Genomic DNA, 13,740 nt, shown 5'->3' with positions numbered 1-13,740 from the left:
ACCGCCTGGAGTCGAAAGAAGCACTGAGCCTGCTGCAGCAGCTGTACTCATGCATTCGGCTACAGACCAATTTCTTCCGGCCCGTCCGTAAGCTCGTCGGGAAGGAGCGCATAGGAGCCAGGGTGGTTAAGCACTACGACGAGCCCCGGACGCCCTACCAGAGGCTCGTGGCCTCTGGATGCCTGACCGAGCAAGCGGTTCGAGACCTCGAGGCCGTCTACCTGAAGATCAACCCGGCCCTGCTCAGGCAACGCATCGAGCAGCTCCAGCGTAAACTCTGGACGCTGGCCCGCGACCAGAAAAGGGTCGCTAACGCTGGGTAACACTTATTATGAGGCACCGTCTGCGCTTTCGATAACACTTTGTTCTGAGGCATCACGCGCTGGCCGTGTGCCACGGCGTTACGGTGAGGCGGGAACGATATATAATACTCGTATGAGACCCTTAGAACCTGACAAACCCTTGCGGTTAGGTCGCATGGGCAGCCGAGCCTCATTGCGAAGCTTGGACTTACCTAAGCCTCGTTGTCATCGGCGACTCCGTTCGCATCGAAGGCAAAAGGGCGCGGCGACCATGCGACGATCTACCTGGTCGAGACTCGTGGCGACCGGTGGCCGACGAGTCTTGGGCAGCGGCATCGCACTAGCCTTAGATCAACCCGATCCTGCTGAAAGGCGTGCCCGTGACCACCAGGTTCTCGCGTCCAACCGCGCATATTCGAGGCTTGGTTTCGTCACCAGCGGAGGCGCAGGCAGGCTCTCAGCGACAGCGGCGGCCTGCGCAATTTGGTCCATAAGGATCGTTATGGCGCCAATTTCAGCCCCGGCGCTCGGGGCTGCGAATTCGAGCGGCTGAGGCCGAGATGGTGAAGACTGGGCAAATAACTGAAGAGAGCGTCACGGCAAGGCTCGATACAGACCTAGCGACGCCCGCAGAGCAGGCCAGAGTCGAGCGCTTTCTCGAGCGACTGCGGGCGCGTGGTCGCCGGCCGAACACCCTCGCCGCCTACGCTGCAGACTGGCTAAAGCTGGCGCGTTGGAGCCGAGCGGTTAACGCCGAGGCCTTCGACCTCAGGCGAATGTCCGGGCGCGAGGCGGTAGAGTTTCGTAGGCACTGCCTGGGACTGGGGCAGGCGCCCGCCACTGTGAACCGCGCTCTGATCTTCCTGGCCGAATACGGTGGCTGGGCCGCGACGCAGGGCGATCTAACCGAGCGGGCAGCGCGTGAATTCGCGGATGTCCCGAAGGTGCCGTGGCAGCCTCTGGCGCCGCGCGGTCTCACCAAACCGGAGCTGCGACGCTTCCTCAAAGAGGTGGACCTGCGCGGCTGCGCTCGCGACAAGGCAGTCGTCTACCTGCTCCTTTACGGCGGCCTGCGTCTGGGCGAGGTGGCGAGTCTCTGCCTAGAGGACGTGGCTTTCTCACCGCGCAAGGGGCTGCTGCGACTACGCAGTGAGTGGGCTAAGGGGAGCAAAGAGCGGCTGGTGCCGCTGCCTGCGGCGGCGAGGGCTACTCTCGCGTCTTACCTAACCGAGCGCGAGGACTGCCCTGGACAGCTCTTTCGCGGCGAGCGCGGACCACTGGGGAGGAGCGGCATCACCAAGATCGTCCAGAAGTACGCACACTCAGCAGGGGTCAAGCTCTCGCCCCACACGCTGCGGCACTGTTTCGCCTACCGCTACCTGGAGCACACCGCCAACGACCTCGTCGGCCTCGCTGCGATTCTAGGCCATAGCAACCTAAACACGACGATGGGTTACACGCGCAAGCGCATCGAGAACCTGCAGAGCGCAGTCGACGACCTGGAGTTCGTCTAGTGGGCGGGACCACCTGGGACGGTGAGGTACGGGTCATCGTCGGCATCGACGCGATGCCGAAGACAGCCTGGAACAGATGGGTGTTCCCCTTCGCGCTCGGCCCGCCTCGGGTGACGGCCATCTTCGATGCCTTTCTGAAGGTGAACGGGAAGGGCCTCGACCTACCCCTGGTCGGCAGCCTGGCGGGGGACCCGGCGGCCACCGACTGCCTGGTTGTGGGCTCGCTCGACCGTCGCGGTCGGAAGGGACCGCTGGTCCGCCCGTACGAGCGACGCGCCAGCCTCGAAGGGCTGGAGATCGCCTTTAAGAGGGTCAGGGCCATAGCCGGGGACAGTGAGCTGTGGCTCCTGCAGCCGTCTTTCGAGGGGGTGGGGCAAACGTGAGCGGGCAGGGAGCCTTCTACTTTCAGGTCAAGGCTAAGTGCCTGAGCTGCGGCCTCCACTTCATCGTATGCACCCACGAGCCGGAGCGGCACGGTCGGCTTAGCCTGACCTGCCCGGAGTGCCGCCAGGCCGAAGGCTCGTTCGCGGTCTGGCGTGAGCGCGTCGCCGGCTTCATTTTCCAGACCGTGCCCGGCGGCGCCGTATTGGTCGAGTTCGGCCTCGGCCGGAAGGCCGACTCATGAGATACGTCGATGTGTTTCAGCGCCAGGACGGCGAGCCAAGGTGGAAGGCGCGTGTCTACGAGGACGGCCGTGTTGAGACGCATGTCCTCGAGCTGCCGGTGGCACGATTACTGGGCGAGCTGTCGTTCGTGGATCCCGATACGGGTCGTAGGAAGACGGAAGGCTCAGGGCTGCTGCGGGCGATCGAGGCGCAGCTGAACAGCGACTTCTTCGAGACCGTCCGAGGATCCACCGAGTGGCAATTTGTCTCAACGGGATTGCCGGATGCTGACGCAAGCAGACCGTATGCGCCAGAATTGCCCTAGACTGCCCCACGATGACCGTAGAGGCCATTAGCCACTGTCAACCATATGGTTATATGGCTGTGCGAACAGAGGAACTCCTCACGCCGGGTGAATACCTGATGAGACGCGACGACTAGATGCTTCTGGCGACGCGAACAAAGTTCAGCGGCAAATCGAATCGACTATGCTCCGGGGCTTATCCGGAGGGCTCTTCTGGCTGGTCCTGACAGGGAACATCCCATGGCCAAGCGGATCACTGGGCAGCTACAAAGGAACGCGCTGGAGGTGGCTCGGCCCTAGACCGGCATCCGAGCAGCCCCAGGACTGGCTCCCATCCCTATGATCCGTCGTTAGAGCGACAGGTGCGGTCCAAGCTCTCGTAGGCGGCGCCGCCTCTCGGCGAAGTCGGGCATGACTGATGCTAGTAGTGACCAGAAATCCGCAGAGTGGTGGCGCACTAGAAGATGGGCTAGCTCGTGGACGACAACGTAGTCGATAAGCGACGGGTCAGCCATGATGATCCGCCAATTAAAGCGCAGGGTTCCGTCCGGCGAACAGCTGGCCCAGCGCTGGCGTTGGTCTCGGACCAGAACGTTCGTTGGCCGGCGCCCCAAAGCCCGCGACCAGTGGAGGGTGCGCGCCTTCAGCCGTTCAAGCGCCTTTCGTTTGTACCAGGCCAGGAGCACACGCTTCACCGCTTCTCCGCGGCATTCGCCCCGCGGGAAAGAGGGTACACGGACCTGGAAGCTCCAGTGCCGGAACTGTACCATCGGCCTGGAAACTTGAGCCTCCTCGATCGTCATCCGTACGCGGCGACCGAGGTACAGCACGGACTCGCCGCTGATGAACTGCCGGGAATAGGTCTGGAGCATGGCGGACGTGGCGCGCCTCAGAATCCACGGGGCGCGGCGGCGTACGAGTTGAGCAATGTCTTCGGCTGGAAGTGTTTGCGGCGCGGCAACGAGAACGCCTGACTGCCCGTCCAGGGTTATCTCGACCGTCTTTCTGCGCCGATGGCTACGGTTGACCGTGTAGCCGATGGTGCTGCTCCCGTACCGGACCTCGCCGCGCTCGCTCACATCAGCCTCCGCTTGGCGACCTCGACGACTTCGCGCGCCAGCTCGTCGAGCTCGTCCTCGCTGAGGGCGTTCTGACCGCGGAGCTCGCGTTTAATGTCCCTGCGCATCTGCCGCTGCACTTCGAAGTTCGTCTGCCAGTCGACGATGCTGCGGTACGGCGCCAGGACCGCCTCGATCCGCGTTGCCGTCTGCTTCAGCGCCTCGTCCAGCCGCGTACGATACGGCGCATTCTCCTCGCTGATCCGCGCGTGGCCGGCATCGGCAGACGCATCGCCAAGCGCCTGTTCTCCGCTGCGCGCCTTCTCGAGGAGTTCGTAGATTGCGAAGGAGACGGCCGTAAGGCCGTGCTCGGAGGCGATGTCGGTCTCGCTTCTCACCTGCCGGCGCAGCTCCGCCATCCTGCGGCAGGCCTCGGCGGCGTCGATCACGCGCTGCCGCAGTTCCTGGATGATTCGCTCCAACTGCTGCGAAAGGCGTTCGTAGAACGCCGGGTTATCAGCCAGCCTTTCCTTGATCTGCGCTCGTAACGCATGCTCCATGACCGACGCGCGGGCTTCCTCGTGCGGCAGGCTGGCGATCTTCTCCTCGAAGTCGCGGTCGAGGATGGAGACCGGCTTCATCAGCTCCCGGACCTCGGCGTCGATGCGCTCATCGAGGAGCTTCTTGACCTTTGCGCCGACGTCCGTCCAGTCAATCGAGGCGTCCACGCGCTGGAAGTGGGACCTGACCATCGACCGGACCTGCGCGAGCCTGGCCAGCCGCGGTACGTAGGGTAGCGCGCGGGGGTCGGGCAGGAACTGGTCCATGAGGCGCGCGAAGGCGTGGTAGTCGGCGCTGAACAGCTCGAAGAGGTCGGCTTTGTAATCGCCTTCCGTGGAGGCGTCGGGCGCAAAACGCATGACGCAAGCCCAGGCGTCGTCGAGATCCAGGCCCTTGAAGTGGGACTCGGCCCTGGCCGCCGCCGCGTCGATGACCGCTGCCGGGTCCTCCGGCAGGGCCAGCATGGCCTCCCGCGTGTCCCTTTTCTCGAAAACCTCGAGTGCCTCCTCCAGCTCCCGCGAGACGCCGTGGTAGTCGACGACGAGCCCGTAGGTCTTCTCCGTGGTTACGCCGTCGCGTTCGTGCGAGAAGCGGCGGTTCACGCGAGCGATCGCCTGCAGCAGACCGTGTTCCCTCAGGGCGCGGTCGAGGTAGAGCACCTGCTCCACCGGCGCGTCGAAGCCGGTGAGGAGCATGTCCACGACTACCAGCACCTCGGGCTCGCCCGCTGGGTCGACGAAGGCGCTGATGATTTGCGCTTGCGGCAGCTCGCGCGCCCATTTGAACTCGGGGCCGTCGTCGGGCGATGTCGTGATGATCGGATAGGCCGAGATGCCGAAGTCGCGCAGGTGCTCCGCGTAGCGGACGGCTGCCGCGCGGCTGGGGGCGACCACCTGCGCTTTGAAACCGTTGGGCCGCACGTGCTTCTTGAAGTGCTCGGCGATGTCCAGAGCGATCATCTCGATCCGCCTGGCGGCCTCGGCCACGGTCTCCTTGTTGGCGTAGCGGCGGCGAATACGCTCGCGCACGTCGTCGGGCTCGTCGCCGAAGAGGGCGTCGAAGAGCTTGTCGAGCGTGTTCGGGCCCTGGATGGCGAGGTCCGGCAGGCGCGCCTCGTAGTAAATGGGGACCGTCGCGCCGTCCGTGACCGAACACCGGATGGTGTAGGCGTCGACCAGGGGACCGAAGCGGCGCATGGTGCTGCGGCGAAAGCCCTTGTCGATGGGCGTGCCGGTAAAGCCGAGGAAGGTAGCGTTTGGCAGGGCCTTCTCCATGCGCGCTCCCAGGAGCCCGTACTGCGTGCGGTGCGCCTCGTCGACCATGACGAACAGGTTCTCGTCCGCGTTCAGAACGTCGAGCTCGCCTTCGGGCGTCGTGAGCGCCTCCTCGAACTTCTGGACTGTGGTCATGATGGTGCGCCCGCTGGCTGACCGAAGCAGGCTCTGGAGGTCGACCGGGTCTCGCTCCTTCGGATTGCGTGCGCGTCGGCGCTCCGCCAATTCTTTCGGCTCTGGCCGGCTTCTCTCGGCGCGCTCTGGCGCCGGGAAGCCGCAGCGGACAAACGTCTTCGTGATCTGCTCGTCCAGCTGCGTGCGGTCCGTGACCACGAGGATGGTGGGGTTGCGCAGCGACGGCTCGCGGCGCAGCTTCACCGCCAGCCATAGCATGGTCAGCGACTTGCCGGAGCCCTGCGTGTGCCAGACGACGCCGCCGCGCTCCTCCGGCTTGCGGCCTTTGAGGATGCGCTGCATGGCCTTCTTGACGGCGCGGTACTGCTGGTAGCGAGGCAGCTTCTTCACCAGCCGCCCCTTCTCCGACTCGAAGACCACGAAGTCGCGCAGGATTTCCAGCAGCGTGGCCGGCGCCAGCAGGCCGACGATCAGCTGTGCCTGGCCGCGAGGCTCCTCGCCGAAGCGCCGTCGCACCTCTTCCTTGTCGAACGGGAGGACCGACTTCCATTCGGCGTAAGCGTTCTCCGGCGCGCCGACGGAGCCGTACACGGCGGCGGCGCCGCAATGCGCGACGCATAGCAGGTTGTAAGCGAAGAGCTCCGGCGCGCCCGCTCCCTGCCACTGCGGCCCCAGTTCCTGGTAGCGGTGCAGCTGGCGGATGGCGTTGTGCCGCCACACGTCCAGCAGCGTGGGCGACTTCGCTTCCATGACGACGAGGGGGATGCCGTTGACGAAGAGGATGATGTCCGGCTTGACGAGCAGCTCGTCGTCCTCCTCGCCGCGGTCGCGCTCGTTGCCGCGGCGGACGCGCATCTGGGAGGTGACGAGGAACTCATTGAGGCCTTTGCCCGGCTGGGGATGGTCGAAGTCGAAGAAGCGCACCGTGCGCGTGCGGCGGCCGCCGGGACCATCGGCCTCGATGGGCATGCCGTAGGTCAGGTACTCGTGCACGGCCTGGTTACGGGCCATGCCGACGGCGTCGACGCGCTCCAGGTTGAAGATGACGCGTTCCGCCTGGTCCTGGGTGAGCCACTCGTTGAGACGGAGGAGGGCGGCCTTGAGGCGCGCCTTGAGCAGGACCTCGCGCTCGCCGTTGCGCTCCGCGGCCAGGACCTCGCGCGGGACGAAAGTGTAACCGAGCTTGCGCAGCAGCTCGACGGCGGGCAGCTCCGCCTGGTTCAGCTCGTTGATTCTGGCAGGAGTGGTCATGCCACCTCCGGGCTGCCCGTGGGGCCATAGAGTTCCGGGTGCGCTTGGCACTCTTCCCGGACTCTCGCAACCCAGTTCTCGTACCAGAACCACTGTCCTCCCAACTCTATGGCGTACCCACGAGTTGGATTCTTCGCATCAAGCTTCTTCCAGAGCGCCGTATGACTGTGACGGTTGAAACGCGAATAGCCTTCTTTCTGCATCATCTTGATGATTTCGGATGCCCGCCTCTTGGGCTTCTCCACGCCTTTAATGACCCAGTATTGCTTCTCGATGGCTTGGGCCAGTTCGTCTTCTGGCGCAATGAACTCCAGTACTCTGTCCGCTTGCCCGCGCCGATTTGCTGTTTTCTGCGTAAAGAGCAACCTCACGGCAAACTTTTGGCTACCGAACTCCTCATCGGATAGACCGTCATCGAAGTCACGGATGTATTTTGAAACCTCAGATGGTAGCCTTGTGGGAGCAGCGTCTTTCGTTACCGGCGTCATCAAATCCGTGAACTGCAGCGTGAAAGGCAGCGATTGTTCCAGGCTGTGCTCTGGGCCGAACAGCGAAGTTAGTACCGCCTCGTAGTTAAGGCAGCAAGCTAGGTAGCGTCCTGCCATCTGTTCGTCGAGATCGAGACAAATCTGGTGTTCGATCTCATGTCGCAGCCCGATTAAGAAGCGGAGGTTAGCCTTGGTTGGCCCGTCCAAGGGACAGGCATCGTCGTTGAGGCAGCGTTCGAGTTCCCAGTACTTTCTCGCGCCGCTCTTGGTGCGGTCGTACCTCTTCCTGCCGTTCTTGACTGTGTAGTAGCGATAGTCGATACCTTTGCTCCGATAGTAGGCGTGCAGCAGGTACATCCAGGCGATGATCATCAAGACGATGAACGATTCTGACTTGAATGTAGTCAGGGGGTTGTTGTAGGTCTGAACTGCATTTAGAGCCGCCTCCTTCGACTTCCGAAGAAGCTCCGCTTGGATCGAGTATACGCGTCGCATTCTGGTGCTCATTTCGCAGCCTCGTGAAGCTGCTTGATGCGTATCCGGCCAGTCAGGAGAGCGTCCGCAATGGCCCGCTTGACGACGTGAAGCTCTTCAACGTGTTTTTTCGTATTTTGGTTCACATCCCAGAGTACATCAATCAGTCCGCCTATTAACTGGCGCTCCTTAGCGCCTGGGATTCCTAGACTAAACGCTGCGACGTCATCAGGGCGCACCGCAGGATAACCGGAGCCAGTCATTCGTGGCTCTAAATGACCCAGAAAGCGATCCGTCATGATGACATGAAAAACGAAAGCCGAGTCCTCCGGTCTGTTAGGACTTAAGACGGCGAAGCCTGTCGAAGCCACAAGGTTGGGGAGGGCGGGGCCAGTCCATCGCGCGAACGCCCGAAGGTAAGGTCTCACCGTGCTTACCAGGATGTCTCCGGGCTTTACACGCCGCCGGGCGCGGCTGGGTGCCTCGGCCGAGGGCAGTTTGCGTGGTGGGGCAAGGTCGCCCGGCGCGGAGACAGCCGCCAGGTCGACGTAAAGGATCTCCTCAGTGTCGCCCGGGTTCCAGCCGTCTGTGTTGACCTTTACGAGGTCAGCGAGGCATGCCACCTCCCAGCAGGCTGGGATGGTGCCGATACCGGGGACGTGTTTCCACTCCTTGTGCCAGCCAGGGACGCCGCGGGTGAGGAGGTCGTGCAGGAGGGCGCGGCGCAGCGTCTCCGTCGCCTCGATGACCGCCTGCGTGCGCTCGATGGCCTCGTCGATGGCGTCGAGCACGGCGGCGATGGCGCGCTGTTCCGGGAGAGGCGGGACGAGGAGCTTGACTGCCTGGAGGCTTCTCCGCGAGAGCTCCCGGAATGTCGTGCCAGCCGCAAGTCGCTCGAACTCAGCGCGCATCGCCGACACTGCGTAGAACAGCCAGAGGGGGTCCGTCCAGGCCAGCGGGACGAGGTTCTGGAAGCCTTGGTTTGTGACTAGTGGGACTTCGTTGATTGCCGCCAAGCCGATGCTCGCTCGCGTGGCAAGGAGCACAGAACGCGGTGGAAGGACTTCGATGCCGGCTGCGAGGCGACCGCGTTCGGAGATGCACCGTTCCGTCTTTGCCAAGTACCTGCCTCGCAAGGCGGTCAAATCAGTCGGCGTTACGAAGGGGATGTCTCCGTCCCAGTGGCCAGGCTCGTTACTAGAAGGTGTCGTGCCGCCCACGACTCGTGCAATCTCGCCGACTCGGAGGTGCTTCCAGCCCTCAGGCGCGTCACCCGGCATATCCAGGCTCCGCCAGCAGCTTGTTCATGCGCGCCACAGCCTCGTCGCGGCGGCGCTCGGCCTCGCGCAGCTGGGCCAGCGCCTCGACATTGCTCATTACGTCACCCCGCCGCCCTCGACTCCAGCCAGCGTTTGAAGGCGGCCTGGCTTTCGGCGGAACGGCGCCCGGCCAGGAGCCCCTCCACGCTGATGTCCTCGTCCAGATCGTCCCAGTGGATGCCCTGCCCGCCACCAATGAGGCGCCAGCGGCGGCGCTCCTCAGGGCGCGCGTGCAGCAGCCGCGGGTACCAGGCCAGCGGCACGGAGATGCTACGGCCGTCGCTCAGCTCCACTGTCAGCGTGTCATCGCTCACCTCTACCCGGGCGGCGTCCGGGACGGAAATGTCAACCCTGGAAATACTCACGCCACGCCTCCAGCAGTTCAGATTGGTGCTCCTCTATCATGGGGTGGATCGAGCCTAGTTCGCCTCGGCGGAACCCGCCGCTCCGCTCCAGGCGCACAGGGTCCAGCCAGAACTTTGCCACGTTGTCCTCTCATTCGACATGGACATGCTCCGGTTCGCCGCCGTCACTGGAGTAGAAGAACAACCGATAGGGACCCACCCGCAAAATAGTCGGCATCTCTACCTGCCATATCCCAACTCCGCCAGCAGCTTGTTCATGCGCGCCACGGCCTCGTCGCGGCGGCGCTCGGCCTCGCGCAGTTGGGCCAGCGCCTCCTCGACGCTCATGACCTCCTCGTGCTGAGTCGTGTCCACGTAGCGGCTGATGTTCAGGTTGTGGTCGTTGGCGCGGATCTCCTTCAGCGGCGCGACGTGGGCGAAGCGCTCCACGTCCTCGAAGGCGCGGTAGGCGGCCACGATCTTGTCGATGTGCTCCTGGTCGAGGAAGTTCTGCGCCTTGCCGGGGCGGTAGCAGCCCTCCTGAGCGGCGTCGACGAACAGCACCTTGCCTTTGCGTTCCGGCCGCTTGTCCTTGTTGAGGATGCAGATGGCCACCGGGATGCTGGCGCCGAAGAACAGGTTAGGCGCCAGGCCGATGATCGCCTCAAAGAGGTCCGCCTCGACGATGCCCTTGCGGATCGTGCCCTCGGAGCCGCCGCGGAAGAGGATGCCGTGCGGCATGACGACGCCAACCATGCCCTGCGCGTTGGTGACGGCGAGCATGTGCAGCAGGAAGGCGAGGTCGCCTTTCGTGCGCGGCGGGATGGCGCCGAAGGCGTCGAAGCGGTGGTGGGGATCGTTGGGAGCAAAGTCGTGGCCCCAGTTCTTGAGGCTGAAGGGCGGATTGGCGATCACGCGGTCGTAGGAGAGCAGCCGGCCGCGCTCGTCCACCAGGCGCGGCTCCGCGATCACGTCGCCCGGCTCGACGCGGGCAGAGCGCAGGCCGTGCAGGAGGAGGTTGAGCTTGCCGATGCCGAGCGTACCCAGGTTGCGTTCCTGGCCGTGCAGCACCAGATTGCGGGGGTCGCCGCCTTTCTCCTGGACGTACTGGGCCGTATAGATCAGCATGCCGGCGGAGCCCATGGTGGGGTCGCAGATGCGCATGCCCTCGCGCGGCTCCAGCAACTCGACGATCAGGCGCACCACGGAACGCGGCGTGTAGAACTCGCCGCCCTTCTTGCCGGCGTCGTCCGCGAACTGATAGATGAGGTACTCGTAGGCATCGCCGAGGACGTTTCGGACGCCGTTCTCGCCCTCGTGACGCAGGTTGTCGTCGCGCAGGTTGAGGTCGCTGAAGTGGTTCACCAGGCTGCGGATAATGCGCTCTCGGTTCGCCGGCGAGCCGAGCTTCGACTCGTCGCTCCAGTTAGTGGCCTTGAGGACGTTGTCGAGTCGGGGCGCGTTCGCGGCCTCGATCTCGAAGCTGGCGGCATTGAGCGCGTCGCCGATGTCCATGCTCCGGGAGGTGAGGGCGGCCCAGCGCGCTTGCGGCGGCACGAAGAACTCGTGCTCGTCCGGGTCGCGTTCGGCGACGTCGCGCGGCACGCCGGCGGCGACCGCCTTCTCGACCTCCTCCTCGAAACGGTCGGAGAGCCGCTTCAGGAACAACATGGAGAAGATGTAGTTCTTGTAATCTGCGGCATCGATCTGGCCGCGAAGGATGTCGGCGGCCTGCCACAGCTTTCGTTCGAGTTCCTGGGTGGTCAGCGGCACGAAGCTCCTCCTTCTTTGGCGGCGCCTTCCAGCAGCTTGCCGATTATGGAGTCACGCAGGACCTCGCGCTGCAAGCGGGCCGCCGCGATGGACTTTTCATAAGCGTCCTCTGAAGCCTCGACCAGCTTCGCGAGCAGGTTCAGCTCCGAGGCTGGCGGCAGCGGCACCTCTACTTCTCCCAGTGCAGCTGCAGACAGCGATGGGATGCCCGCGCCCGCGGCGATGCGTGCTTCGATCGCTGCTCGGCCCTGCCGCGACGTCAGGTAGTACCAGAGGTAATGGCCCATCCCCGATTCGACGGCGATGGGCCGGACCACGAGGAGCGTCGGGCCCGCAACGGTTCGCGTCACGTGCGGCGGGACGAGTGCGGCCTTCACAGCGTACGAGCGAGCTGTGACGAGGATGTCGTTCGGCTTCAGTAGGTGACGTTCGGCGCGAGGACTGTACCAAACGCTAACTTTGCGCAGGTTGCCGCGACGGATGACATCGGCCTCGATATCGCCGCTGTCGACTATGGAGACGATCCAATCGCCGGGCCGTGCGCCGGCGGCCCGACCTGATGTCGCCATGCCTTGTACTACGACGGCCAACTCTCGCAGCAACATCTACGTCAAAATAAGGCGCCCCGAATGTATTGTCAAGCAAATGTTACCAGTCAAAGTCATGAAGATGGCGTAATGACTATCTTTGGATGAGGTCATAGGAAACTTAATGATATTCGCCGGCTCATCAGGCAGGTTAGCTGGGTATCAAAGTAAAGGACGTCAATCGCGAAGGAGGCTAGATGGGCAAGACTGCTAGGACAGGAAGCGGCCGAGAGCCCCTTGAAGAGCAGGAGGGGACCAAGTGCGAGCTCTGCGGCGTGCCAGCCGTGCCACGGGAGGCATGGCCAGCGCCGTTCCTAGAGTTCGGGCGGAATGTTGAGTTTGTGGTGGAGCCGGTCGTAACAGAGAACTTGTACCTGGAGGGCATCGACCTAGGCAAGCGCTGGCTATGCCAGGTCTGCTCCGAGTTGCTCGCCCGGCTGTACGACATGTTCGACGAGGGGGGCCGCCCAGTATACGGCCTCCTGGCTGACCCGTGCTGGAAGAAACGTGTACCGGCCTTTCTCGAAGCTGTGAGGGATCTTGCCATTCTCGGCAACTTCTTGGGGAAGAACCTGCCGAGGGTCTTCGCTGCGGCTGCGGTCAGGAGGCTTGCTGCCGAGACGAGACGCAAAGCGGAGTTACTTGAAGAGCTTTCCGAAGCGCTGCCTGCGGACTTCGACACGGCAGTCCTTGCAGTGGCTAAGCGTCACGTAGCGGTGAACAATCGGCGCCGACCGCCAGGGATGCCGAGGGTTATCCTGGGCGACGAGTTACTACGAGGCGATACGGTCAGCACCCAAGACGTCGACTAGGGCACCAGCGGACGGCCTGAAGCTCGTTCAGCCTAGGGCCTTGTCCCGCGTAGACGAATATAATGAACAGAAAGGCTTCGGGGCGTTTGATGAAGCGGGCGGCGATCTATATCAGGGTATCTGACGAGAGCCAGACTGATGGCCATTCCCTCGACTACCAGCTTGCTGACTGCCAGGGGCAAGCGAAGAGGGATGGGTTCTTTGTCTCTTCGTCACACATTTACGCCGACGAAGGATTCTCGGCCAAGTCCTCAGATCGCCCGGCATTCCAGCGTATGGTGGCTGACAGCAAGGCTGCCCCGCGGCCGTTCGATCGCATATACGTTTGGAAGATGGATCGCTTCGCCCGCAGCCGGGAGGACTCCGTGGTCTACAAGGGCCTCCTCAGGCGGGCGGGCATCGAGGTGGTTTCAGTCAAAGAGCCAGTCGACACCGATACGCCGGCTGGAGTGCTCCTTGAGGGCGTGATGGAGGTGGTCGCCGAATGGTATAGCGCCGACCTGCGCCAGAAGGTTTCGCGATCCCGACAGCGCCGCGTAGAGCTTGGCTTGGCCAATGGCGATCCGCCTTTCGGCTATGCCCGAAACCCGGGGTCGGTCAGTGGCAATCCCCTGCCATGGCTGACAGTCAGCTCAGAGGCTGACGCTGTGCGCGAAGCCTTCACAATGTACGCCTCGGGCGAGTACTCCATGGTCCATGTGGCAGACTGGCTGACAGCTCAAGGCTTTCGAACGAGGAACAAGCGCCGCGACACTTCACGAGGCTGGATAACTGGGGCAGCACCCTTCACTAAAGAGAGCGTGAAGGACATGCTCCGCAATCCGGTGTACTGTGGGTTAGTAACGTACAAGGGTCGAGTACACGGGGAGGGGAAGCACGAGGCGATTATCAGTCGTGAGCTCTTCGCCACGGTACAACGAGTCATAGACAGTCATCCTC

Annotated in this window: 13 protein-coding genes and 1 pseudogene; 6 read left to right on the top strand and 8 right to left on the bottom strand. The window is 63.4% G+C overall.

All coding sequences use genetic code 11. The annotated features are described in order from the left end of the window. From VNN10_00345 to VNN10_00325, 5 genes are all read left to right on the top strand, one after another. Nucleotides 1-323: ISNCY family transposase (locus VNN10_00345; GenBank protein ID HXH20447.1), on the top strand; the 323-nt coding region annotated here is incomplete at its 5' end. A gap of 539 nt (nucleotides 324-862) precedes the next feature. Further along, on the top strand, nucleotides 863-1,816 hold the full coding sequence (locus VNN10_00340; GenBank protein HXH20446.1) for a tyrosine-type recombinase/integrase: 954 nt from the start codon (nucleotides 863-865) through the stop codon (nucleotides 1,814-1,816). After that, entirely contained in the window at nucleotides 1,816-2,199 is a 384-nt protein-coding gene (locus VNN10_00335) for a hypothetical protein (GenBank protein ID HXH20445.1), read from the top strand. Before VNN10_00340 ends, VNN10_00335 begins: the two co-directional genes overlap by 1 nt. Beyond that, nucleotides 2,196-2,441: a hypothetical protein gene (locus VNN10_00330; GenBank protein ID HXH20444.1), complete on the top strand. Its 246-nt coding sequence runs from the start codon at nucleotides 2,196-2,198 to the stop codon at nucleotides 2,439-2,441. The genes VNN10_00335 and VNN10_00330 overlap by 4 nt, the downstream gene beginning before the upstream one ends. Beyond that, nucleotides 2,438-2,746 carry a hypothetical protein gene (locus tag VNN10_00325; protein HXH20443.1) on the top strand — a complete coding sequence of 103 codons (309 nt, stop codon included), beginning with the start codon at nucleotides 2,438-2,440 and terminating at the stop codon, nucleotides 2,744-2,746. The genes VNN10_00330 and VNN10_00325 overlap by 4 nt, the downstream gene beginning before the upstream one ends. A gap of 329 nt (nucleotides 2,747-3,075) precedes the next feature. Here VNN10_00325 and VNN10_00320 read toward each other — a convergent pair whose 3' ends face one another. The 8 genes and pseudogenes from VNN10_00320 to VNN10_00285 form a co-directional block, all read right to left on the bottom strand. After that, the gene (locus tag VNN10_00320; GenBank protein ID HXH20442.1) at nucleotides 3,076-3,804 is read right to left on the bottom strand and encodes a SprT family zinc-dependent metalloprotease; all 729 of its coding nucleotides are present in this window, start codon (nucleotides 3,802-3,804) and stop codon (nucleotides 3,076-3,078) included. Next, a complete protein-coding gene (locus VNN10_00315) occupies nucleotides 3,801-7,004 on the bottom strand; it encodes a type I restriction endonuclease subunit R (protein HXH20441.1) in 3,204 nt (1,067 codons plus the stop codon). Before VNN10_00315 ends, VNN10_00320 begins: the two co-directional genes overlap by 4 nt. After that, nucleotides 7,001-7,999 carry a DUF3644 domain-containing protein gene (locus VNN10_00310; protein ID HXH20440.1) on the bottom strand — a complete coding sequence of 333 codons (999 nt, stop codon included), beginning with the start codon at nucleotides 7,997-7,999 and terminating at the stop codon, nucleotides 7,001-7,003. The genes VNN10_00315 and VNN10_00310 overlap by 4 nt, the downstream gene beginning before the upstream one ends. Then, nucleotides 7,996-9,246 carry a restriction endonuclease subunit S gene (locus VNN10_00305; protein HXH20439.1) on the bottom strand — a complete coding sequence of 417 codons (1,251 nt, stop codon included), beginning with the start codon at nucleotides 9,244-9,246 and terminating at the stop codon, nucleotides 7,996-7,998. Before VNN10_00305 ends, VNN10_00310 begins: the two co-directional genes overlap by 4 nt. 101 nt (nucleotides 9,247-9,347) lie before the next feature. Then, nucleotides 9,348-9,650 (bottom strand): DUF2442 domain-containing protein, encoded by a 303-nt coding sequence (locus tag VNN10_00300; GenBank protein ID HXH20438.1) that lies wholly within the window; start codon nucleotides 9,648-9,650, stop codon nucleotides 9,348-9,350. After that, nucleotides 9,631-9,867: pseudogene (locus tag VNN10_00295) on the bottom strand (DUF4160 domain-containing protein). The gene VNN10_00300 and the pseudogene VNN10_00295 overlap by 20 nt, the downstream one beginning before the upstream one ends. Before the next feature lie 2 nt (nucleotides 9,868-9,869). After that, on the bottom strand, nucleotides 9,870-11,402 hold the full coding sequence (locus VNN10_00290) for a class I SAM-dependent DNA methyltransferase (GenBank protein HXH20437.1): 1,533 nt from the start codon (nucleotides 11,400-11,402) through the stop codon (nucleotides 9,870-9,872). Then, on the bottom strand, nucleotides 11,393-11,971 hold the full coding sequence (locus tag VNN10_00285; GenBank protein HXH20436.1) for a restriction endonuclease subunit S: 579 nt from the start codon (nucleotides 11,969-11,971) through the stop codon (nucleotides 11,393-11,395). The genes VNN10_00290 and VNN10_00285 overlap by 10 nt, the downstream gene beginning before the upstream one ends. A 215-nt stretch (nucleotides 11,972-12,186) precedes the next feature. On the opposite strand from VNN10_00285, the gene VNN10_00280 reads away from it, so the two are divergent. After that, nucleotides 12,187-12,801: a hypothetical protein gene (locus VNN10_00280; protein ID HXH20435.1), complete on the top strand. Its 615-nt coding sequence runs from the start codon at nucleotides 12,187-12,189 to the stop codon at nucleotides 12,799-12,801. Nucleotides 12,802-13,740: the final 939 nt, after the last annotated feature.

Source organism: Dehalococcoidia bacterium (genome assembly GCA_035574915.1).
Taxonomy (GTDB): domain Bacteria; phylum Chloroflexota; class Dehalococcoidia; order DSTF01; family WHTK01; genus DATLYJ01.
This window is presented reverse-complemented; position numbering and strand designations above follow the sequence as displayed.